Origin of the sequence: Siphonobacter aquaeclarae (assembly GCF_900103285.1) — a bacterium.
Classification (GTDB): Bacteria; Bacteroidota; Bacteroidia; order Cytophagales; family Spirosomataceae; genus Siphonobacter; species Siphonobacter aquaeclarae.
Genome location: NZ_FNGS01000007.1, coordinates 334,069 through 355,732 on the forward strand (window position 1 = coordinate 334,069; position 21,664 = coordinate 355,732).

General features: G+C 56.0%; 18 protein-coding genes. 12 read left to right on the forward strand and 6 right to left on the reverse strand.

Features of this window, described 5'->3' with window-relative positions; translation table 11 throughout:
• Nucleotides 1–17: 17 nt before the first annotated feature.
• The 3 genes from BLR09_RS19355 to BLR09_RS19365 form a co-directional block, all read right to left on the reverse strand.
• Nucleotides 18–1,013: an aldo/keto reductase gene (locus BLR09_RS19355; protein ID WP_093206019.1), complete on the reverse strand. Its 996-nt coding sequence runs from the start codon at nucleotides 1,011–1,013 to the stop codon at nucleotides 18–20.
• A gap of 12 nt (nucleotides 1,014–1,025) precedes the next feature.
• Nucleotides 1,026–2,549: a serine hydrolase domain-containing protein gene (locus BLR09_RS19360; RefSeq protein ID WP_093206022.1), complete on the reverse strand. Its 1,524-nt coding sequence runs from the start codon at nucleotides 2,547–2,549 to the stop codon at nucleotides 1,026–1,028.
• A 72-nt stretch (nucleotides 2,550–2,621) separates the two neighbouring features.
• Entirely contained in the window at nucleotides 2,622–5,336 is a 2,715-nt protein-coding gene (locus BLR09_RS19365; RefSeq protein ID WP_093206024.1) for a hypothetical protein, read from the reverse strand.
• A gap of 90 nt (nucleotides 5,337–5,426) precedes the next feature.
• Here BLR09_RS19365 and BLR09_RS19370 point away from each other — a divergent pair, with 90 nt between their 5' ends.
• The 9 genes from BLR09_RS19370 to BLR09_RS19410 all read left to right on the forward strand — a co-directional run bounded on the left by BLR09_RS19370 (nucleotide 5,427) and on the right by BLR09_RS19410 (nucleotide 16,431).
• Nucleotides 5,427–5,948, forward strand: coding sequence for a hypothetical protein (locus BLR09_RS19370; RefSeq protein ID WP_093206026.1), 522 nt, complete (start codon nucleotides 5,427–5,429; stop codon nucleotides 5,946–5,948).
• 108 nt (nucleotides 5,949–6,056) lie between these two features.
• Complete coding sequence (locus tag BLR09_RS19375) at nucleotides 6,057–6,860, forward strand: fimbrial biogenesis chaperone (protein ID WP_093206028.1); 804 nt, start codon at nucleotides 6,057–6,059, stop codon at nucleotides 6,858–6,860.
• Nucleotides 6,857–7,360, forward strand: coding sequence for a hypothetical protein (locus tag BLR09_RS19380; protein ID WP_093206030.1), 504 nt, complete (start codon nucleotides 6,857–6,859; stop codon nucleotides 7,358–7,360). Before BLR09_RS19375 ends, BLR09_RS19380 begins: the two co-directional genes overlap by 4 nt.
• 79 nt (nucleotides 7,361–7,439) lie before the next feature.
• The gene (locus BLR09_RS19385; protein ID WP_093206032.1) at nucleotides 7,440–8,024 is read left to right on the forward strand and encodes an RNA polymerase sigma factor; all 585 of its coding nucleotides are present in this window, start codon (nucleotides 7,440–7,442) and stop codon (nucleotides 8,022–8,024) included.
• A gap of 78 nt (nucleotides 8,025–8,102) precedes the next feature.
• Nucleotides 8,103–9,068: a FecR family protein gene (locus tag BLR09_RS19390; RefSeq protein ID WP_093206034.1), complete on the forward strand. Its 966-nt coding sequence runs from the start codon at nucleotides 8,103–8,105 to the stop codon at nucleotides 9,066–9,068.
• Between the two features lie 115 nt (nucleotides 9,069–9,183).
• Nucleotides 9,184–12,543 (forward strand): SusC/RagA family TonB-linked outer membrane protein, encoded by a 3,360-nt coding sequence (locus BLR09_RS19395; protein ID WP_093206036.1) that lies wholly within the window; start codon nucleotides 9,184–9,186, stop codon nucleotides 12,541–12,543.
• Nucleotides 12,544–12,546: 3 nt separating this feature from the next.
• The gene (locus BLR09_RS19400; RefSeq protein WP_093206038.1) at nucleotides 12,547–14,064 is read left to right on the forward strand and encodes a RagB/SusD family nutrient uptake outer membrane protein; all 1,518 of its coding nucleotides are present in this window, start codon (nucleotides 12,547–12,549) and stop codon (nucleotides 14,062–14,064) included.
• A gap of 172 nt (nucleotides 14,065–14,236) precedes the next feature.
• The gene (locus tag BLR09_RS19405) at nucleotides 14,237–15,034 is read left to right on the forward strand and encodes a 5'-nucleotidase, lipoprotein e(P4) family (RefSeq protein ID WP_093206041.1); all 798 of its coding nucleotides are present in this window, start codon (nucleotides 14,237–14,239) and stop codon (nucleotides 15,032–15,034) included.
• An 80-nt stretch (nucleotides 15,035–15,114) separates the two neighbouring features.
• On the forward strand, nucleotides 15,115–16,431 hold the full coding sequence (locus tag BLR09_RS19410) for a hypothetical protein (protein WP_176785615.1): 1,317 nt from the start codon (nucleotides 15,115–15,117) through the stop codon (nucleotides 16,429–16,431).
• Here BLR09_RS19410 and BLR09_RS19415 read toward each other — a convergent pair.
• The gene (locus BLR09_RS19415; protein ID WP_093206043.1) at nucleotides 16,364–16,720 is read right to left on the reverse strand and encodes a winged helix-turn-helix transcriptional regulator; all 357 of its coding nucleotides are present in this window, start codon (nucleotides 16,718–16,720) and stop codon (nucleotides 16,364–16,366) included. The two genes, BLR09_RS19410 and BLR09_RS19415, sit on opposite strands and share 68 nt — an antisense overlap.
• Before the next feature lie 92 nt (nucleotides 16,721–16,812).
• On the opposite strand from BLR09_RS19415, the gene BLR09_RS19420 reads away from it, so the two are divergent.
• From BLR09_RS19420 to BLR09_RS19430, 3 genes are all read left to right on the forward strand, one after another.
• Complete coding sequence (locus BLR09_RS19420) at nucleotides 16,813–17,685, forward strand: pirin family protein (protein WP_093206045.1); 873 nt, start codon at nucleotides 16,813–16,815, stop codon at nucleotides 17,683–17,685.
• 165 nt (nucleotides 17,686–17,850) lie between these two features.
• A complete protein-coding gene (locus BLR09_RS19425) occupies nucleotides 17,851–18,102 on the forward strand; it encodes a hypothetical protein (protein ID WP_093206047.1) in 252 nt (83 codons plus the stop codon).
• A gap of 11 nt (nucleotides 18,103–18,113) precedes the next feature.
• The gene (locus BLR09_RS19430) at nucleotides 18,114–19,685 is read left to right on the forward strand and encodes a calcineurin-like phosphoesterase C-terminal domain-containing protein (RefSeq protein WP_093206049.1); all 1,572 of its coding nucleotides are present in this window, start codon (nucleotides 18,114–18,116) and stop codon (nucleotides 19,683–19,685) included.
• A 76-nt stretch (nucleotides 19,686–19,761) separates the two neighbouring features.
• Here BLR09_RS19430 and BLR09_RS19435 read toward each other — a convergent pair whose 3' ends face one another.
• A complete protein-coding gene (locus BLR09_RS19435) occupies nucleotides 19,762–20,445 on the reverse strand; it encodes a hypothetical protein (RefSeq protein WP_093206051.1) in 684 nt (227 codons plus the stop codon).
• A 152-nt stretch (nucleotides 20,446–20,597) separates the two neighbouring features.
• The coding region (locus BLR09_RS19440; protein ID WP_143011161.1) for a T9SS type B sorting domain-containing protein at nucleotides 20,598–21,664 on the reverse strand (1,067 nt) is incomplete at its 5' end.

The window sequence follows — 21,664 nt, forward strand, 5'->3', positions numbered from 1 at the left end:
ATCGTAAAACCGCCTGATCAGCTTTCCAGTACCAGTTCGCCAAGTGCGGTATCGATCAGGTTTCGTTCGTCAGCAGCGAGGGAAAAGGCCGCCGCACGGGCGTTTTCTGCCGCCTGGGCAGCGTTCCGGGCGCCGGCAAGCGCTACCGTGATGCCGGGTCGATCGATCGTCCACCGGATAACGAGCTGGGAGAGCGATACCCCTTTGTCTCCCGCCAGCGGCCGGATTTTGTCAAGAAAGGCATTGATCCGGCGGATGTTTTCCGGACGGTAGAAGAGCGTTCCCGGACGGTGATCGCCCGGAGCAAAAACATGATCCGGTTTGATTTTCCCGGTTAATAACCCCCGCTGCAGCGGACTGTATGCAATGATGGATGTACCCGTTTCGAGGCAATAAGGGACCAGTTCTTTCTCGATCGACCGCTCCACCATGCTGTAAGGAACCTGATCGGAGGCAACGGCGAGTGTCTGGCGGGCTTCTTTCAAAAGCTCCGCCGAATAGTTGCTGACACCGGCCGCGCGGATCTTTCCCTGCTGAAGGAGGATTTCCAGCGCTTCCATGGTCTCGCTGACGGGCGTCGTTTTGTCCGGCCAGTGGATTTGCAGCAGATCGATGTAGTCGGTGCCGAGCCGGCGCAGGCTGTCTTCGCACTCCCGGATCACACTTTCTTTGGCTGCGTATTTGAATACATCCAGCGGGTTGCCGTCGTTGTCCGTCGTGTGAAAAGCAAAATCACCCTGCCGGGTATCCCAGCGCATACCGAATTTGGTCAGCAGCTGCACTTTTTCACGCGGGATACCTTTGATGGCTTCGCCCACCAGCACTTCGCTGTGTCCCTGGCCGTAAATAGGAGCGGTGTCGATGGAAGTAACGCCTTCGTCGAACGACGCCCGGATGGCTTCGATGGCATCGGCGCGATCAGAGCCGCCCCACATCCATCCGCCAATAGCCCATGCCCCGAACGTCACGGCAGAGGCTTGTACAGGGGAATTCCCCAGTGTTCTGTATTCCATAAAACTGATTGGTTACCGGTGGGCTTCCCAGACGTCGAGTTGCTGGATCAGCGGCCTGTGCTCCGGCGTTAGCGTAAAAAATACCTGAATGGTTCCCTTTTCGCCTTCCATCCGGAATGCGCCGCGAAGCTGGTTTTCGGGGATTAATGCTGTTATCCGGGTGATTTTCCCGACCCGTGCGAATACTTCCCGGCAGTGTTTTTCACGCAGGGCGACGGATTGATCGGCGAAGAAATTCTCCGCAAACAGCCCCGATTTCTCCGCGCCGCTCCAGTTGGTAAGGAGAGGAATGAGGGCCTGCTTCCGTTGTTCGAGTACGGACGAAACCGGTAGTTTCCGGGGCGTCAGGACGGTTAAGAGGGTGTCGAGCACGAGGCTGTTGGCATACCCCATATTTGCATAGGTAAGGTTGGCGCAGGAAATAATACCAACGCCATACTCAGGCAGAATGCGCCAGTTGCTCCCGAATCCGGGTAGCCCGCCGCTGTGCGCGATGCTTACTTTCCCGTCGCAATACCGGTTCCAGGCCAGGCCGTAAGCGTAGGCACTGGCGGCCATGCAGGGCGTTCCGTCTTTTTTCGGACGGTTGAACATCCCCGTGAAATTCCACGGATGGTGCATTTCCCGGACGGCATGGCGGGGTACAGGACCCGTCTCCCGGTCGTCGCGCGGGGGCCAGGCATCCAGGTGAACTGCTACATACCGCGCGAAATCTTCTACAGAAGTAATGACGCCGCCCATCGCTCCGTAAATACCGTCGTGCAGCAGGGCCTCTTCCGACCAGGCATCGTTTTCATACCGATACCCATGCGCGAGCAACGGCGCCGGGGCTTTTTCATATTCCCAAACGGTATTTTCCATACTCAATGGCTTGAAAATGCGCTCATTGAGGTACTGCTGATATGGTTTTCCGGAGACAACGCTGATGATCCGGCCGAGCATGGCAAACCCGAGGTTGCTGTACTCATAGGTAAGCCCGGGAGCGTTGGAATAGGCGATTCCGGTGGAAAGCAGATCGAGAAGCTCCTGTTCCGTATCGGCCAGTTGGCGGTCTCCCCAGGGATTGTCTTCCGGAAAGCCCGCCGCATGCGTGAGCAGGTGGCGGATGGTAATCGATGGAGCATCTTTGGTCAGCGCCGGAGATTTCTTCAATTCCGGGATATAAAGCGCCACCGGATCATCCAGTTTAAGCTTGCCTTCTTCCCGAAGCTTCAAAATACCCATCGCTGTGATACTCTTGCTCATCGACGCAATCCGGAAAAGGGATTTCGGTGTAGCCGCTACTTTTTTAGCTACATCGGTGTAGCCATATCCATTGGAAGCGACGAGTTTGCCGTCTACCACAATACCCCATGCCATGCCGGGCAGGTGGTTTTTCTCGGCATACTCCTTGTAGATTTTTTCGACAGCCGGAATGAGTGCCGAGACTTTCTGAGCCCTGTTTTCATCCGTAAAAACAGGAGGTTGATACGAAACCTGTGCGGCGGCTGTATGCAGGCCGGCCAGCAGCAATAGCGGAGTAACGAGTTTTTTCATAGCAGGAAGGAAGAAGCGATGAGCCAATGCCCGTAAAGAAAGCAGGAAGGACCGGAAAACGGAAGTAATTGTTCACAGCCGGCTTTGCAGGCGACGTACCTCGACCGACCGGTGCAGGTGTTCCAGCAGAATATCGAAAGAGCCGGGCTCTTTGCGGCTTTCAACCGTCAGCGGGGCTGAATACACCACAGCTTCCGCTGCCGGTCGCCGGAGGTCGAGGATATCGACCCGGTAGTTTCCTGCCGGCAGGAAGAGGCAGAAATGCCCGTCACGATCCGGGTATCCCGGGTATCCGACGCCGGCCGCATCGCTTGCGACCAGCTTGAACTGGCTGAAGTCCACCTTTTGCTGCAGGTATTTCTGTTCCGGCGCCCGGAGTACGCCTGATACGCGTACGGTTCGCTTGAGCGGAATTTCCCGGGAAACGGACAGCGTCAGGGAAATTCGTTCGGTGTACATGGCCGGGTTGCCTGACTGGAAGGTGCCGTAGGCTTGTATCTCATAGGTGTCTTCCGGCAGTCCTTTGAACACAATCGCTCCTTTTTCGTCGGTCACGAGCGTAGAGCCGTTGATCCGGACTACCAGCCGGGGCAAGCCCGGTTCATCGGTATCCGGCAGTCCGTTTAGATTCAGGTCTTCGAAAAACCGCAGGCGGAGGGTCCGTCCCGGAGGCTTCCGGAAACTGCGAAGCCGTTTTTGTACGCTCAGGCGGTATTGCGGCCCGGTCGTGACGATCGTTTCCGGCTGCCGGAACAGGGTTGCATCCCGGGAAAAAGCAGCGGCTTCTCCCAGCAGAAATACATCGTCTGTAATGCGGACGGTCATCTGGCCGACCAGCTGGGTTGTCCACCCACCTGCGCGCGTGTCAAACGTAGCATTGACGCCTACATATCCTTTAAAGGTCTTTCCGTTGAAATGGACGCTGGGCGTCGTAGAGAAAAGACGAAAATCCGAGGGATGTTCCGCTACATCCGTCAGAAAATACGGCCCGCGCTGATACAGCGCATAGAGACCGAAGACGGGAGATGACAGGATAAGGTTGAACCGCTGGCTGAAGACAGGATCCACACCGAAGGTTCGTCCGGGATCGTATCCGGCCTCGATGCGGGTCTGCTTTGCCTGGTAAGCGACAGAGGAGGCAAGCCGATAGGCATCGCTTCGCCGTGCCACTGTATCGCCGCCGACCTGACCGAAATAGTACGGCTTCAGCGTAAATACCCAGCGGCCGGAGGTGCGGGTATAGATGCCTTCCGCGATGGTCATGCCGTATCGCGGAAGGTCCGGTTGCCGGGCGTCTTCATACCGGAACGTATTCAGGTGCAGGGCATACCGGTTTCGAAAGGATTTCCGGGCGACGAGCCAGGAATCGATGTTGCGGGCGCCTTTCTGAAAACCGGCATAGCCCGGTGTGCTGAAGTACAGGCGATTCCGGAATTCAAGCGCCGGAATATCGAACGTATAGGAAAGACCGGCTGCCTGGCCGTCGCGGGCATAGCGCCGGTCTGCAGACCAGGTTTTGCTGCCTCCCAGAACAAGGGAAAAGAAATGGCGGGAATTGGGTTGATAGGTAGCCGTCGTATAGATCAGACCGTTTTGAAACCGGTGCCCGGTCTGGTAGTTGGGTGAAAGGCCAAGCAGCAGCCGTTTGTTTTTGCCGGCGTATCCCTGCCATTGAAGCGAATAGGTAGTGACGTTGGTCGTATCGCGGAAGGAATGGAGCAGGTTCCAATTGTTGTCGAGCACCCGGAAGTCCAGTTTGCCGGCAGGCAGGCCCTTTCCTATATGAAGGCCCCGCCCGAGCAGGGCCAGTTCCTGGTAATCATAAAGATTGCCGGCGCGGATGGTGGTGCTCTTTTTTTGCAGTTCCACGAACGCGTCACGTAGTTCATTGCGCGGGCCGGGTGTAATGTTCAGGTACTGAGCCTGATAGCGTAAGGATCCGTTTTCGGAGGTTTCCTGCCCCCAAAGCCTGATTTCCCGGTTCGTGATGCCCGAACCCAGTCGTGCAAACCCCGCCTGAATGGCATTCGGGAACAGATTCCGCCCGGGGTCGGCACTTGTAAAACGCCGCTCGCTGGTCTGGAAAAAGGGTTTAAAGAGAAGGGAGCCGATGTGGTCGCCGGTGGAGTCTTTGACCGTCAGTGTCAGGAGGTAGTTGGCCTGGGTATTGACATAGCGGTTGGTGACGCAGGAGACGGTAATCGTGGTATCGGTCCGCGCCGGAATCAGGAGTTTTTCACGGGCGGCGGGCAGATCGAACCCGGCGGGGTAGGAGCCGAGCTCGAACCGGACATTTCGCGCGCGAAACGTTTGATTGCGTATGCGTACGGAAAGGCGTAATCCCTCTGTCGGATTGAGAAAAGACGGCTGATCCTGATCGGTACTTAATAACCATGCCGGATTCGGGTCGCTTAACCTTATACGTAAGGTGCTTTGTACCGTTCCGGAAGAAGTGGTAATCCGGACGGTAATCAATTGCTGGCCGGAGTGCGGATTTTGCGAAAGGAGAAATTTGACGGGAAAGCCGGTTTCTGCGCCGGGAGCTAATGTAATTTGAGTAGGTAATGTACTAATATTCTTGCAGTCAGGGCTATATACCCACTGTGCGGGAAGCGTCAGCGAACGATCAGAAATATTGCGGATCAGCAGGCGGGTGGAGACGGTCGTGCCCGGTTCGGCGACCAGCGAATCCTTCGTAAAACGTATAGAGAAAGCCTGGTCCGGAACGGTCTGTCCCGACGCCCTTATACAGATAAGGAGTACTAAACCAAAAAAACGGAAATGCATTTGGCGGAACAGATAATATTCTCTAAACTAGGGGGAACAAATACCTGATGCTAAAGTAAAAAAAATCCTAACAAAAAAATCCCCTCCTTCATGAAAAAGATTGTCCCTTCCGCCGGGAAGACCGTCTGGTCTTTTATGATTATTGTATTGCTTTTTGGTATCCGTGCGCAGGCTCAGAGCGTGACGCTGAATGTCAACCTGACCAACATCCTTTCGCTGACAACATCGGTTGCAACGACTGACATCAACTATACGACAGTAGCCGATTATACCTCCGGAGTGACGGTGAATGTGGCGGGCCAGCTGGTTGTTTCCAGCAACCGGAATTTTGACCTGAAAGTAAAGGCTGCCGGCGATCTCACCGGACCGAGCAGCAATACCATCGCCATTGGAAAAGTAACCGTAGCCATCACGAACACGGATCTCGGCGTAACGCCTGCTACGGGTGTGGCACTGACGACTGCCGACCAGGCCCTGGCCTCCAATGTTCCGGGGACCATGTCCAAAGCGCTTAACCTGAGATATAGCACCCCGGGTGGCAGCGACGCGGCATTCTTCAAGCCGGGCGGTACGTATACGACCACCTTAACGTACACTGCCACCGCCCTGTAAGAAAGCGGTATCAGGTATTTGGAGGAAGGGCTGCCGCTCCGGCGACCCTTCCTCTTAGTTGCATGAGCTCTTAGTTATCTGACGTCCGCCGGGCGCCTGACGCGTTTTATGAACCTATTTACCCGTATACTCCTGACGCTGCTGGCAGGAGGAATCTCCCTGTCCCTCCGGGCGCAGACCGGCGTTCAGGTCAGTCCGGTGCGCTTGTTTTTTCCGGAATCGGTCGGAACTGCGCAGACGGCCTTCATCCGGGTCGTCAATCCCTCCGCCGAGAAAATTGTGCTGCAGTTGAGCTGTGCCGACTGGAAGCGGGACTCCCTGGGCTCCAAGGTCTATTACGACCCCGGCCAGTTGCCTACTACCTGCTGCCGCTACCTGCGCTTCAGTCCTGAATCCGTTGAACTCAACGCCGGTCAGGAAGCACAGGTTCTGGTGTCTTTCCGCGCGCCGGAACCGGCCGACCGGCAGCTTCGGAACGCCATGATTTTCCTGACTCAGGTGAACGAAAAGGAGCTCGCCGCCAAATCGAAAGCCCAGGCGATGCTGCTGTTTAAGCTGCAACTGGGCGTTCACGCGTATTTTCTGCCATCGGCCAATAAACACCGGCAGGTGGAAGTGACGGATATCCGTGCGACAAAAAACGGCTCTGTCCGCCAGATTCAGGCCCGTATCGAAAACCGAGGCAACCTCCCGCTGGAGAGTTTCATGCGGCTGGAACTGCTGAATATGGACACCGATGCGGAAGTCAAACTCGATCCGGTGCCGTTCAATTCGCTTCCGGGAGAGTCGTTTTGGGTGACAATTGATTTGCCGGCAACTGTTAAACCCGGTAAATACCTGCTCTCAGCCATCGCCGACAGCGGTCCCGATGCCGACGTGAAAGTTGCCGAACTGGAAATGAAAATCGAATGAAGTACCTCGCCGCACTCCTTACGCTGTTTTGGGTATGTCCTGACGCACAGGCAGACGACCGCGATAAGCCGGTTGAAAAGCCTGCCGCCCTGACGGTCACAACCCTGGGCAGCCCGACTATCTCGTTCGTTACCGTCAATGACTACAAAAACGGGGTGACCATCAATCATAATACCTTCAAAGTAACCGGTACGCTCGGCCTTGCCTGGGCGATACAGGTGCGGGCTTCTGGTAACCTGACCAACGGAAGCTACACCATTCCCGTGTCGCAGGTGGCGATGTATGCCAGTTCGTTTTCCGGTACAGGTGTGTCGCTGCTGACCTCCAGCTCGGAATTTTTTCTTTCGACTGTGAATCAAAATCTGGCTACAGGATTGCTGACGCTGCTTGCGATTGATATCACGGTCAATGTGCGCTACCGCGCATTGGGAGGGCCAGATTTTTACAAACCGGGTGGAAATTATACGACTACGCTGACGGTCACAACGACGGGTCTCTAGGAAAATTCATGATAAGATAATGGCTGAAGTAGGGGGCCTCTTCCGGAAGGTCCTCTATTTTGCAGACATTTGACAGGTCATGGCGATTCACGCAAGGATAAACGACGAGAAGCAACTGCTGCATCGACTGATAGCAGGAGACCCCGCCGCGTTCGAACAATTCTTCCACGCCTACAAGAAAACAACCTACCATTTTGTCCTTCGCCTGACCGGATCAGATGCTGTGGCTGAGGAACTTACGCATGACGTGTTTCTGAAGATCTGGGATACGCGTGAGCAGCTCGACCCTGACCGGTCCGCCGGCGGATACCTCCACACCCTCGCCCGGAACCACGTCTTCAATCATTTTCGCGAGCAGGCCCGCCGGGAGCGGCTGACGGGAGAAGCCGCGCGGCAACTGCCGGTTTCGACCGACGAAGACCCGCTCGTCGGACAGGAGTACGAACAGCTCACCCGCGACGCCCTCGCCCTGCTGCCCCCCAAACGCCGGGAAGTATTCGAACGCTGCCGGTTTGAGGAAAAATCCTACGAAGAAGTAGCTACCGAATTCGGCATCACCCGCGATGCTGTCAAAGACCACATGGTCAAGGCCGGAAAGCTGCTCCGCGCCGTCTTGCGCCGGCACCTGGACGTGACCCTGCTCCTCGCATTTCTCTTTCGCTGAAATTTTTTCAAAAAAATGGTATCCCCGGACTACCCTGCTCCCCGGGCTTTCGTGTATGGCGGTTAAAAGCAACACGAATTGAAAAAAAGATTGATACAACGCTACCTGAGAGACGAGTGCACCGGACCGGAACGGGAAGAAGCCCTGCGGCTGCTTGCCACGCCGGAAGGAGAGGCCTTGCTCCGGGAAGTCATTGCGGAGGAAAGCTGGGAATTCGCTGAAGATAAGGACGATAAAGAGGAAGCGTATCAGCGTATCTGGTCGCGCCTGCGGAGCGGAATGCCCCGCCGCCTGACTACCTGGTACCGCTATGGCGCCGTGGCTTCGCTGCTGCTACTGGTCGGCGCCGGCGCGTACTGGTTTACCCGATCGGTGCCGCAGGTGGCTGAAATACCTGTTTACGCGGAATATTCGGTGCCTACCGGCAAAACGGCCCGGCTGACACTACCCGACGGCTCGCGGGTATGGCTGAATGCGCACAGCCGCCTGAAGTACCCCAAATCCTTCCGGGACCGGAATGTTGAACTGGAAGGGGAAGCCTACTTCGAAGTACACCGGGATCCGGCTCACCCCTTTGTGATCCGGAGTGGATCCGTGCAGACGAAAGTACTCGGTACCAGCTTCAACGTCCGGGCGTATGCCGACGAGCCGGAGGTGGAAGTGGCCGTTCTCACCGGCAAAGTGAACGTTTCCCACGACGAAAAAACAGCGGTAAACCTGACGCCGAAACAACGGGCGGTATTCGACAAATCGTCGCAAAAACTAATGAGCGAAGTCGTTCCGGATGTGAGTATCTACCGTTCGTGGACCGAAGATAACCTGGTCCTGAATAACGCCTCTCTGGCCGAAATCGGGCGCATGCTTCACCGCCGTTTCGGTATTGACCTGACTTTTTCCAACGAAAAACTGAAAAACTGCCGCCTGACTACCCGATTTGATCATCCGCGCCTGGAGAAAGTTCTGGCCGTCGTGAGCGCCTATGTAGGCGCGCGCTACCGGCAGGATGGAAACAGCGTGACGCTCACCGGAAAAGGATGCAACTAGCCCCTTACACACCCAAAATTCATCAACTGCCTATGCTCAACTGCTTTTCAGATCACCCTCTCTTCGTACAGGTCTGAAAAAGACTCTCCCCTGAACATTACTTACCGATCACCTTATGCGCCACATTTATTCGAGTAAAAAGACTGTGTGGATGATGCTGATGCTCCTCGCCGGCATTCTTCCCCTTGCTCAGGGCCATGTCCAGCCGGATCGCCCCGAAGCTACCATCACGCTGGAGGCCGTTAACGTCCCGCTGAAAGACGTCCTCACCCGCCTTGAGAATCAGACAACCTTCCGGTTTGTCTATAATTCGTCACTCAGCGAAGCGCTTAAACAGAAAGTATCCGTTCACGCCCGCAACCGGGCTATCTTCAGTGTTCTGAACGAAGTACTACCGGCCTGCGGCGTGGGTTATCAGCAGGTTGAAGAACATATTCTTCTGAAAATCAGTAAAAAAGAAGAAGCCGCTCCGGAAAGTCCGCGTTTTATCGTCACCGGCCGGGTCAGCGACCAGCAGACCGGCGAAGCGCTTTCAGGCGCCACGGTAGTCGTCCGCGGAACAACGACCGGCGCGACTACGGGCGCGGACGGCCGGTTCCGCCTCAATGTCCCCGATGAAAATACGATGCTGGTTATTTCCTACGTCGGGTACAACTCGGTGGAAGTAGACGTGAAGGGCCGTACATCGGTGGACGTCGCCCTGACGCCTACCGCCCGCCAGCTGTCAGAAATGGTCGTTGTCGGGTACGGTTCCCAGCAGAAAAAAGAAGTACTTGGCGCGGTATCGACGATCCCGACCAAGGAAATCGGCAGCCGGAACTACAACAGCGCGGCCGAAGTACTTCAGGGAACGGTTGCCGGGGTGACGGTCGTAAACGAAGGCGGCGATCCTACCGCTTCGCCCACGATCAAAATCCGGGGTATCGGCTCACTCAACGACGAAAGCCCGCTGCTGGTTGTCGACGGTGTGATCTATCCCGGAACGTTCAGCTCCATCAACCCGAATGACATCCAGTCGGTCAGCGTACTGAAAGATGCGTCGGCAGCGATTTACGGTGCGCGGGCGTCTGCCGGGGTTATTCTGGTGACGACGAAGAAAGGCGCCGCCGGTCAGGTGAAAGTCAACCTCAATTATCAGCAGGGATTCCAGCAGGTAGCGAAACGCCTGAAACCGCTCGACGCAGCCGGCTTTGCCGACGCGATGAACACGGCAACCGACAATGCCGGGCTGCCCCGGATTCCGGCTTTTGATGCTACCATCAACCCGGATTCCCGCATTACCAAAACCCGCTGGATGGACGAAGTATTCCAGACCGGGAAAATCTACAACATCGATGCGTCAGTGAGCGGCGGATCAGAAAAGTCAACCTTCTTTTTCTCAGGAGGTTACCGTAAAAACGAAGGGGTACTGCTGAATACCTTCTCCGATCGCTATACCTTCCGCCTGAATTCCTCGCATAAGATTGCCCGCGGCGTGACGATTGGCGAAAACATGTCTTATACTGTCAACAACGGGCAGACCGGGAATACCAACAGCGCGTATACCGGCGCCATTCTGACGGCGATTTTCTATCCGCCGAATGCGACGATCTACCGCACCGACGGCTCCGGTCGTTTCGGCGGGGTACCTGAGCAATATGCCGGTTCATATGGAGACCTTATCAACCCGGTCGCCTACCTGAAGCGCCTTGACAACCGGAATCCGGTGTCGAATGTTTTCATCAACCCGTACCTGGAGTGGGATATCCTGAAAGACCTGAAATTCCGCAGCAACTGGGGTATCACGCAGATCAAGAACAACTACAAGCAGTTCAACGTCCGCATCACGGAGCCGGGTAAGATCTTCGATTACAATGAATTGTACCAGAGTAATGCGTCGACGACCGACTTCCTCAACGAGCAGACGGTTACATACAAGCATACCTTCGGCGGCAAGCATAACCTCGAACTCCTCGCCGGCCATACCTACCAGTACACCAAGAGCGAGAGCTTCGGGGTGAAGGGTACCGGCTTCGACAACGAAGATCCGTCGCTCCGGTACCTCAAAAATGCCAAGCTGATTGTGTATGACCAGTCGAACGTGTACGAACGCGGGCTGGAATCGTATGTCGGCCGGGTTAACTACAACTATGGCGAGAAGTACCTGTTCTCGGCGATTATCCGTCGCGACGGAACCTCCAAGTTGCTGAAAGCCAATCGCTGGGAGTGGTATCCTTCGCTTTCTGCGGGCTGGAATATCATGGAAGAAGGGTTCCTGAAAGACGTCAACTGGTTGTCGAACCTGAAGCTCCGCGCGAGCTGGGGTAAGATCGGAAACCTGGCCGGCTTGTCAGACTATGCCTACAGTATTCCGCTGGCGCAGACGCAGGCGATGATCGGCGCGACGCCGGTGGTCAACTACGGCTACGCTGAAACCGCGCTGTCGAACTCGAACCTTCGCTGGGAGACTTCCGAGCAGGCCAACATCGGTCTCGACCTCGGGTTGCTGCAGAACCGCCTGTCGGCCACGATCGACGTTTTCTCGAAGAAGAACAAAAACATGCTCTTCCAGGAGCAGCTTCCCGGTCTGGCAGGGGTACCAAACGGCCGGACGATCAACGCCGGTGAAACCGAAAACCGCGGGATTGAGCTGGGTTTGAACTACCAGCAGAGCCGCGGCGCGCTGCGTTATGACGTCAGTGTCAACTTCGCTTACCTGAAAAACGAAGTACGCGCGCTGCCTTCCGGACAGGAAATGCTGCAAACCGGCTCGACCGTCCGCAGCCTTCCGTACTCCAACTTCCACATGGTAGGCCAGCCGTTCGGCGCTTTCTTCGGGTATACGACGGGCGGTTTGTTTCAGTCGGATGAAGAGGCCAAAAAGTACGTCAACGCACAGGGAACGGCCTATCAGCCCAACGCCAAAGCCGGTGACTTCAAGTTTATCGACAACAATGGCGACGGAAAAATCGACGACAAGGACCGGGTTGTGCTGGGCAGCGTACTGCCGACGAAGACCTTCAGTCTCAACGGAAACGCGTCTTACAAAGGGTTTGACCTGAACGTGTTCTTCCAGGGATCGGCTGGTAACAAGGTCTTCAACTCTCTCCGTAACCTGGCGATGAATCCCGGCGCATACCCCGGCTATAACATGCTGGAAGACGTCAAAGATGCCTGGAGCCCGACCAACACCGGCGGCAAGATTCCCCGCCTCCGTGCCGGCTCGGATCCCAATAACAACTTCGGCCGGATCTCCGATTTCTACCTCGAAGACGGCAGCTACCTGCGCCTGAAGAGCCTGACGGTCGGCTATACCGTACCGGCAACGGTGACGAAGTCGGTCCGTGCCCGGATCTATCTCACCGGACAGAACCTGCTGACGATCACCAAATACACCGGCATGGATCCGGAAGTAGGCGTGAGCAGCTTCGGCCTCGATGTGGGCAAGTACCCGCTGTCACGTGTGTATATGTTCGGCGTAAACCTTTCTTTCTAAGCGATGAAAAACGTACTTCGAGTTCTCCTGCCTGCCCTGTGCCTGCTGAGCACCTCGTGTGATAAAAGCCTGGATCTCACGCCTCAGGGGGCGCCGACGACCGGCAACTTCTGGAAAACTTCCAGCGACGCCCTCGCCGGTGTCAACAGCATCTACGAGCTCTACAGCGACGACGATATGTACGGCCGCGGATTTTTCTGGCTCAACAACGCCTCCGACGACATCGGTACCAAGCCCCGCGCCAATGCCGAGCGGATCAAGAACTTCCAGGTCGACGGCAACGAATCGGATACCAAGAACATCTGGGCCAAGCACTACCAGGTGATGAAGCGGTGTAACGACGTAATCAAGAACGTTCCGGGCATTACGATGGACGAAACCCTGAAAAAGCGCTACCTCGGCGAAGCCTATTTCAACCACGCCGTGATGCACCTCGAACTGGCGTACCGGTACGGCGACGGCCGCGCAGGTATCCCCATTCAGGACCGCGCCAATCCGGAAAATATCTACGTTCCCCGGACGAAAAACGTGGCCGAAAACTATGCCTATATCGCTGAGGATCTGAAGAAAGCGGCAGATCTGCTGCCGTATTTCAACGAATACACCACGAGCGATTACGGCCGTGCCCACAAGACCGCTGCCTGGGCGTACCTCGTCCGGACATACCTGTACGCGAAGGACTGGGCGAATGCCGAGAAATATGCCGATATGGTGATTGCGAGCGGCAAACACGGCCTGCTGACCTCGTTCGAAGACGTATTCAAAGTGGCCAATAACTGGTCAAAAGAATACATCTGGTCGGTAACCTCCAGCGCCGCAGATACCCGCTACGGCTGCATCTTCCCGGGTGTCTGCCTCGACGACAAAGGCTGGGGTCTGTACAACGGCTGGGGGAACTTCTACCCGACGAAAGAACTCTACGACACGTACCAAACGGGCGACAAACGCCGCGAAGCGACCATCCTCAAAACCGGAGACAAGTTCATGTACTTCGGCCTGGAGCGTACCTACAACGTCGGCGGGTTCGTGGTCAGCTCTTCCAACCGGACCGGCTACCAGTTCCGCAAGTACATGGAGCCCTATGGCTACCTGAATCCGATCGGGACGTACGTGAATGCAAACGGTGACAAGCCGTCGACCGCCCTCAACGTACCCCTGCTCCGCTACGCCGATCTCCTGCTCATGAAGGCCGAAGCCAAACTCATGCAGGGTAAAAACGCCGATACCGAGATCAATGCGATCCGTAACCGTGCCGGCCTGGCAAACCTGACCAATGCAACCATCGACGACCTCAAGCGGGAACGCCGGTGCGAGCTGGCAGGGGAGTGGACCGACCGTCACTTTGACCTCGTGCGCTGGGGCGATGCCCAGAAAGTATACGCGCAGCCGCTGCACCATGCAGACGGCCGGGTGATTTACGAAGCCCGTACCTTCAACCCGCAGATACACCACGTCTGGCCGATCCCGCCGATCGAAATCCAGAACAGCAAGAATACGCTGACGCAGAATCAGGGGTGGTAATGTCTGTGAAGTCCGTGTAGTCTGTGAGCCGATTTTTTCTCACAGACTACACGGACTTCACAGACTATCAGGTCGCCGGGGCTGTCTCTGAGAAAGAGGCAGCCCTTTTTCTATTTTCGGGATGAAGTCTCTCACGGGCTGATACCTTTGCCCTGTTCATCACACCCTCCGTATGAAAAAAGCACTCCTCTTCCTGTCGGTACTGGCGATGGCCGGCTGCCATACCCAGAAAACGGCTGTTCGTCCGGTGTCGGTCGACGGCAAGCTATGGGCCTCTCTCTTTCAGCAAAAAGCCGCCGAGTACAGAGCATTGTGTTTTCAGGCATATGCAACGGCCCGGTTCCGGCTCGACGAGGCCCTTGCCCAGCCCCACACCAAACCCCTGGCCGTGGTGACGGATATCGACGAAACTGTGCTGGACAACAGTCCGTACGCCGTACGCCAGAGCCTCGCCGGAAAAGACTATGAACCGGCATCCTGGGCGGCGTGGACGGCCGAGGCCCGGGCGGATACCCTCGCCGGGGCGCGGGCCTTCTTTTCCTATGCCGAATCAAAAGGCGTGGAGGTATTCTACATCACCAACCGGGATGAAAAAGAACGCGCCGCAACCCTTGAAAACCTCCGGAAGTACCGGTTTCCCTTTGCGGACGACGCGCACCTGGTGCTTCGCAGCGGCGAGTCGAGCAAGGAAAACCGCCGGAAAAAGGTACAGGAGCGTTTTGAAATCGCATTGCTGCTGGGAGACAACCTGTCGGATTTCAGTGCTGTCTTTGATAAAGTAAAAGATGATCCGACGCCGGAAGACCGCCGGCAGAAAGCTCTCGATGCGTCTGCGGGGTTGTTCGGGAAGAAATTCATCGTTCTCCCCAATTCTGCCTATGGCGATTGGGAGACGGTACTTTATCGCTACCGGAATACGCTTTCCCCGGAAGAAAAGAACAAAATCATCCTCGAAAGCCTGAAAAAGTAAAGCAAACGCCCGCCGGATAGTCTTTTTTAATCCCGGCGACGTACTATCCGGGCCGGCTGATACCTCCGGCACCACCGGAAATGAACAACCGCCTTATCTGGTCCCTGCTGCTGGCGGGGATGTCTTTGGGTACTGCCTGGGCCATCCGCGGGCAGTTTGGTCACGAACAGGGCGCTGCCTGGGCCGGAGGGTTCGGTGCGATCGCCATTATCCTGCTGGCCAAACGGCCGGACTGGTACGCCCGGCTCTTTCCGGCGACCCTCGCCTCGGCCCTCGGATGGGGCGTCACGGGCATGATTTCGTATGGAATAGTGGTGGGGTACGGACGCAGCACCGACTTCGGAAATGCGTACTACGGGCTGGGCATGCTCTTCCTGATCGGCGCGTTATTCGGATTTCTCGGGGGCGGACTATTCGGACTGGCCCTGTCATCTTCCCGCAAAAAACCGGTGCAGTGGCACCTGCTGATGGCGGAGCTCGTCGCTGCGGGTGTGATCGGGTACTACCTGCTCATCGAGCAGCTCGGGTACCTCATGACGCCGCCCCGCTCGGAAGCCTGGGCGGTATGTTTCGGCATGGCAGCCTCCCTGCTGTGGTATCTGGTGCGAAACGGGTATGGATCGGCGCTGCGCGTCGCGTTCTTTTCGGCGCTGGGCGCGGGTTTCGGCTTTGGTTTCGGCAACTTCCTGCAGACGATGGGCCATGTGTCCGAAATCGCATTTAACTTCTGGAATGTCATGGAGTATTCCATCGGATTTTTCGGTGGAATCGGGATGGCATACGGGACTTTCACGTCGGAATGGGAGACGGAAGAAGAATCAGGAACCACGCCGATAGCGCCGTTGCTGCTGGTAGCACTGGTGATTCCGTTTCTGGTCTGGGAGCAATCCGTGACCGACAAGCGCCTGATCGAAACCCTGGAGCCGCTGGGTGGCGACAGTGGTACTGCCGCTTTCGTGCGGTGGGTAGCGCTGGCGCTGTTACTGGCCTTCGCTGTCTGGTCGTACCGGCGGTTTGCCGGGAAAGTAGCGACCTATGCAGATGTTTCCGCGTTTTTCTTCCTCAATCTGGCGCTCTACACAGCTTATAGCCTGATCATTACAGGCGCTTTTATGAGCCTGTATCGCCCGGAGCAATACCTGTATATCGTGAACTGGCTGGTGCTTCTGGTTTGGATGAAGAAGGTACAGACGCCTTTTGCTTCCGAAGACTTTTCCCCGCGGGAATGGACGCTGGGAACCCTGGCGACGCTGGTGTTCGTCGGTGGGCTGGCCTATGTTGCGTCACAATCTCACGGAGAAATCAAAGGAGCGCATAACCGCTTCGAAATCAGCGCTCCAGCATCCGTTTCCGGTGTGCTTGCCCCCAGTCCCGCAGGGTCTCAATCACCGCGTTGAGGGTTTTGCCGTATTCGGTTAGGGAATATTCCACTACCACCGGAAAGGAGTCGTAGACTTTCCGGTGGATTAACTCATTCATTTCCAGGTCTTTCAGTTCTTTGGAAAGCATCCGGTCGGAGATTTTCGGTATCTCCCGGCTGATTTCCCGGAAGCGTTTGGTCCCGAATCGTAAGGCAACGATGATCGGGAGTTTCCATTTTCCATTCAGTACATCCATTGCGTCCCGGACCGGGATCATGTCGCGCATGCATTCGCTTTGCGTGAGGCCGTCTACTGTCTCTTCCATACTAAACAAAAGGTTAGTGCTTACTTCTGATATAGTACTTACAAATGTATAGCTAATAGAAATAAATTTGTATCAACATTTTTCAATCGATCATGAAAACAAAACAGATAGAAGCCGTATTGACGCCGCCGCCTGCCCACTGGGTTGGAGACGGATTCAAAGTCCATAATTTCTTCCCCGGAACCCCCATCGGAATCCGCCGGATGAGTCCTTTTTTCCTGCTGGATTACAACGCAAAAATGACTGTACCGCCGTCGGCCCAACAACGCGGCGTAGGCGCACACCCCCACCGGGGATTTGAAACCGTCACCATCGCCTACAAAGGCAAGGTAGCGCACCACGACAGTACCGGCAACAGCGGTATCATCGGCGAGGGTGACGTGCAATGGATGACAGCCGGCGCCGGTATTCTCCACAAGGAATACCAGGAAGAGGCCTTCAGCCGGGCAGGCGGTCCTTTCCAGATGGTGCAGCTTTGGGTAAACCTCCCGGCCAAAGACAAAATGACGGCGCCCGGCTATCAGGCGCTGACTGCCGCTGAAATGGGAAAAGTTGCCCTGCCGGACAACGGCGGAGAAATCCGCATCATCGCCGGCAGCTATGAAGGCACGGCGGGCCCGGCCCGGACGTTTTCGCCTCTAAACGTGTACAATGCGCACCTGAACGCAGGCGGCAAAGCGTCGTTTTCATTTCCCGAAACCGACAACACAGCGCTGCTCGTCATCGAGGGGAAAGTGAAGGTAAACGGGGAGGCAATCGCTCCGGAAAACAACTTCGTTCTCTTCAAAAACGAGGGCACCGATTTTGAAATCGAAGGTATGGATCAGAGTATCGTCCTCGTTCTGAGCGGCGAACCCATCAACGAACCCATTGCCCAGTATGGTCCTTTCCTGATGAATACCCAGGAACAGATCCAGCAGGCAATTGTGGATTTTCAGTATGGGCAGTTTGGGGAGTTGGAGTAGGGCAGGGGGCATGGGGCAGAGGGCATGGGGGGTACCCTCTGCCCCATGCCCTTTGCCCCATGCTCTCCGCTACGTTACCTTCCCATTAAGCCGCTTCACAAAAAGATAACTTGTTCCGGCCTGCCGGCGGGGGCAATTTTGCAGGGAAATCATACGTCTCTGATTATGCTTCCCAAATTTCTGCTGTCCGTTCCGTCTGATGGCGATGTCGACTTCCTTATTCACACCGAGCATCCCGCATTTCTGGCGCAGGTAGAGCGCGACGAAGACGATACGCCGTACATCACGCCTGATTCGGTTGTCCGTTGGTTCGACGAAAAGCCGAATACACCGCTTGTTGCCCTGTTTGAAGAAGCGGTTGAGTTTCTGGCAGAAGAATACGATACCATTCCGGACGACGACGACTGGGACAGCTAATACCTCTGAACATGAAAAAAATACTGATGGCCGGCCTCCTCGCCGGTTCACTCGGATCTGCTGCGGCCCAATCGCAGGTACGCGGCCTGGTGTTTGAAGACACGAACGGCAACGGGAAAAAGGACAAGAAAGAAGCCGGTATTCCAAACGTAGCAGTCACGAACGGTCGCCAGGTCGTACTCACCGACGCAAAAGGCGCTTATACACTGCCGGTCGGATTGGATAACATTATTTCTGTCATTAAACCGTCAGGATACCAGATTCCGGTAGGACCTGACAACCAGCCCCGGTTTTTCCGCCGTCACAAACCCCAGGGATCGCCTCAGACCAAATTTGCGGGAGTAGCGCCGACCGGCGTATTACCGGCGTCTGTCGATTTCGGATTGACGAAAGACGACGAACCCGCTGACTTCAAGGTACTTGTCTTCGGTGATCCGCAGGCATATACTACTCAGCAACTTGCCTTTTTCGACAAGGGAGTAGTAGAGGAAACGCGTAACCTCACCAAGGACGTCCGTTTCGGCATCAGCCTCGGCGACCTCGTCGGGGATAATCCGACGCTGTTTCAACCCTATCAGCAGGTAATCGGGAAACTGGGAGTACCCTGGTTTGCCGTTATGGGAAACCACGACATGAACTACGACGCGAAAGCCGATAGTCTGTCGGACGAGAGCTTTGAAGCGGCCTTCGGTCCCAATACCTATGCTTTTTCATCGGGAAAAGTACACTTCATCGTACTCGACGACATCCTCTATCCGGACCCCCGCGATACGAAAGGATATTGGGGAGGTCTCCGTCCGGAACAACTGGAGTTTGTGGAAAACGACTTGAAATTCGTTCCGAAAGATTACCTCGTGGTGCTGGCTTACCACATCCCGATGTTTGATGACGTACGGCCGGCTGACCGCCAGCGTCTTTTCAACGCCCTGAAAGATTTCCCGAATACCCTGGCCCTGTCGGCGCACACGCACTACCAGCGGCATGCGTTCTTCGGAAAAGAAGAAGGTTTTCAGCGGGAAGTACCGCACCATGAATACAACGTGGGGACGACGTCGGGCGACTGGTACTCCGGCGAACTGAACGACCAGGGTATTCCGGTATCGACCATGCGCGACGGTACGCCGAAGGGATATATGTTCCTGACGTTCAATGGAAACAAATACGCGTTTGACTACCGCGTAGCAGGCAAGCCCGCGGATTACAAGATTGGGATCTTCGCTCCGCGCGTCATGGCAACCAATCAGACCGAAAAAGGGGAGGTATATGCCAACTTTTTCCAGGGTACGGCGAAAGACGAACTTGAATACCGCATCGGCAACGGCGAATGGAAACCCATGAAACGCGCCGAAGAACCCGACCCGGCGATGGTGGAAACCCGTTTCCGCTGGGACCGCTCGACGGAAGAGCTGAAAGGCGTCCGCCCGTCGAACCCGGTAGAATGCGATCACCTCTGGAAGGCTTCTCTGCCCAATAAACTGCCCGTAGGCGATCAAACCATTGAAGTACGCGCGAAGGACGTATACGGAAGAACGTTTACATCAACCGCTTCGATCAAAGTCACCGCGGCACCTGATAGCGAGTAATGATGGCAATAAGCTGTAGGCTATAAGCGATAGGCTGCGTTTGCGCGCTTATTGCCTATAGCCTACAGCTTATAGCCTATAGCTTGCCTCCCTTCCTGTGAAACCCAAATCCAATCAGTATACCACCGTGAAGGGAGGGGATATTCTGGCGGTAGTGCTCTTCGAGGTAAACGACGGGCTCGTCGTTGACTTGCCCGTCCCAGCTTTGATAGCGCATGTCTTTCCAGCGCCAACCTATGCCGGCGTAGACAGTCATGAGGTAATTCACGCGGGAAAGTACTTCGCGGGGTTTGCTGGTGGTACCGACGAGGAGCTTCCCGCCGATAACGCCGATGCGCTCGGTTCGCAGGGCATCGAAGCGATAGCCTTCCACGTTGTCGTAGGAAGCCCGGACCTTATCACACCACCAGTACCGGGAAAAGAGCATGGTCGACAAGAACATAGCCCTCCCCGGAACATACCATTTGGGTGCGACAGACACGCTGATTGCCTGCAAATGCGGGTTTGCCATCTGCTGTATATCGTAGCCGCCGAACATGCCGCTTCCGATGCCCTTGATTTCGGGTCCGGCATGGGGGCGGTTGAACCGGTAGCCCAATCCAGCCTCCAGCGCAAAGGTACCTTTGATCGGGACCTCATAGGTTAAGCTTATTTCCCTGAAAAAGAGTCGTTTAGGGTCAATCCGGACGATGGATTGGTACGGCAGTTGCCCCGAAGCCGGCAACGCAACGACAGTAAAAAGCAGGAAGAGGTATTTCATAGAGGTTGGGGATGGAGATGGAAGGTACGGAAAAGCTTTAAATGGGCTTTAAGCAATAGGCTATAAGCTGTAAGCAACACACCCCCACCTTCTTCGCCCACAGCTTACCGCCTAAGGCCTACAGCTTAAAGCCCTCTGCCCCCTGCCCCATGCTACCTAACCACCTGCACCCATCCCTTCACCACAACAGGTTTGTTCTCATCGGCTTTGTTGAGACGCTGGTAGAAGACCTGTGCTTCGTAGTAGTAGGTGCCTGCGGCGACGTCCTTGCCGCCGTCGGTTTTGCCGTCCCAGCGGATGAGGATGTCGTCGCTTCGCTCAAAGACCTTGACGCCCCAGCGGTTGTAAACCCGGAAGACGACCCGGTTGACAAAGCGGGGACACTTCATAGGTTCGAAGGTGTCGTTTTTGCCGTCGCCGTTGGGAGTGATGACGTTGGGCAGCAGGTAGTCGGGACAGTTGTCCTGACAGGCGGTATTGCTGGGTTTGGATTCGACGCCGAACCGGTTGACGGATGTGACGTAGTAACAGCCGGCATAGCTGTCCAGGTTGTCGTGGGTGAAGTTGCGGCTGGGCGGAGTGGGCGGGGCCTTGGTTTCGCCTACTTTGGCAAAGTCGCCTGTATCCCCATAGCGCTTGTAGTAAATGTTGTATTGGACGATGTTTTTGTCGCAGGCTTCTCCACCGGGACCTGTGGTGGCATCGACCCAGCTCATTTTGTTGCTGTAGGGTCCGTCCTGACAGGCGCCCTGGAGGTAGGCCGGACAGTCGAGCAGCTCCAGGCTGAGCACCGGCGGGCAGGGCCGGGTGGTATCGGTGGGCGACAGGCACAGCTTCTGGGAGAAGTTGAAAAGCAGGCCTGAATGAATGCGGGTATCGTTGTAGGATCCTGCGGTTTCGACGCGGTAGCAGTAGGAGGAATCCGGATGCAGGGTGGTGGAGATGTCACCGTCGGAGGTGACATGGTCCTTGCCGTCGTCGACAAAGACATAGGTACCTGCTCCCTGAACGGCTACCTGCTGGATGAGGTTGAAAGCGCCGGAGGGGCTCTGACGGTAGACGCGGTGAGTCTGGTTGTCGTTGCTCCAGGGGACATTGGCCTGCCAGGAAAGGCGGATGGAGCGGGAGAGGGGCGCTCCGGTGAGCCAGACGCTGCTGGCCGAGGCGGAAGAATCGACGCGTGCTCCCGCGGCGGTAAAGACATCGACCCGGTAGGTGT

Excerpts from the sequence above, each read along its gene's own strand:
- BLR09_RS19355 (WP_093206019.1), bottom strand. The coding sequence starts at position 1,013 with ATGGAATACAGAACACTGGGGAATTCCCCTGTACAAGCCTCTGCCGTG.
- BLR09_RS19410 (WP_176785615.1), top strand. The coding sequence starts at position 15,115 with ATGAACAACCGCCTTATCTGGTCCCTGCTGCTGGCGGGGATGTCTTTG.
- BLR09_RS19385 (WP_093206032.1), top strand. The coding sequence starts at position 7,440 with ATGGCGATTCACGCAAGGATAAACGACGAGAAGCAACTGCTGCATCGA.
- BLR09_RS19370 (WP_093206026.1), top strand. The coding sequence starts at position 5,427 with ATGAAAAAGATTGTCCCTTCCGCCGGGAAGACCGTCTGGTCTTTTATG.
- BLR09_RS19380 (WP_093206030.1), top strand. The coding sequence starts at position 6,857 with ATGAAGTACCTCGCCGCACTCCTTACGCTGTTTTGGGTATGTCCTGAC.
- BLR09_RS19435 (WP_093206051.1), bottom strand. The coding sequence starts at position 20,445 with ATGAAATACCTCTTCCTGCTTTTTACTGTCGTTGCGTTGCCGGCTTCG.
- BLR09_RS19405 (WP_093206041.1), top strand. The coding sequence starts at position 14,237 with ATGAAAAAAGCACTCCTCTTCCTGTCGGTACTGGCGATGGCCGGCTGC.
- BLR09_RS19400 (WP_093206038.1), top strand. The coding sequence starts at position 12,547 with ATGAAAAACGTACTTCGAGTTCTCCTGCCTGCCCTGTGCCTGCTGAGC.
- BLR09_RS19365 (WP_093206024.1), bottom strand. The coding sequence starts at position 5,336 with ATGCATTTCCGTTTTTTTGGTTTAGTACTCCTTATCTGTATAAGGGCG.
- BLR09_RS19395 (WP_093206036.1), top strand. The coding sequence starts at position 9,184 with ATGCGCCACATTTATTCGAGTAAAAAGACTGTGTGGATGATGCTGATG.
- BLR09_RS19360 (WP_093206022.1), bottom strand. The coding sequence starts at position 2,549 with ATGAAAAAACTCGTTACTCCGCTATTGCTGCTGGCCGGCCTGCATACA.
- BLR09_RS19430 (WP_093206049.1), top strand. The coding sequence starts at position 18,114 with ATGAAAAAAATACTGATGGCCGGCCTCCTCGCCGGTTCACTCGGATCT.
- BLR09_RS19415 (WP_093206043.1), bottom strand. The coding sequence starts at position 16,720 with ATGGAAGAGACAGTAGACGGCCTCACGCAAAGCGAATGCATGCGCGAC.
- BLR09_RS19425 (WP_093206047.1), top strand. The coding sequence starts at position 17,851 with ATGCTTCCCAAATTTCTGCTGTCCGTTCCGTCTGATGGCGATGTCGAC.
- BLR09_RS19420 (WP_093206045.1), top strand. The coding sequence starts at position 16,813 with ATGAAAACAAAACAGATAGAAGCCGTATTGACGCCGCCGCCTGCCCAC.
- BLR09_RS19375 (WP_093206028.1), top strand. The coding sequence starts at position 6,057 with ATGAACCTATTTACCCGTATACTCCTGACGCTGCTGGCAGGAGGAATC.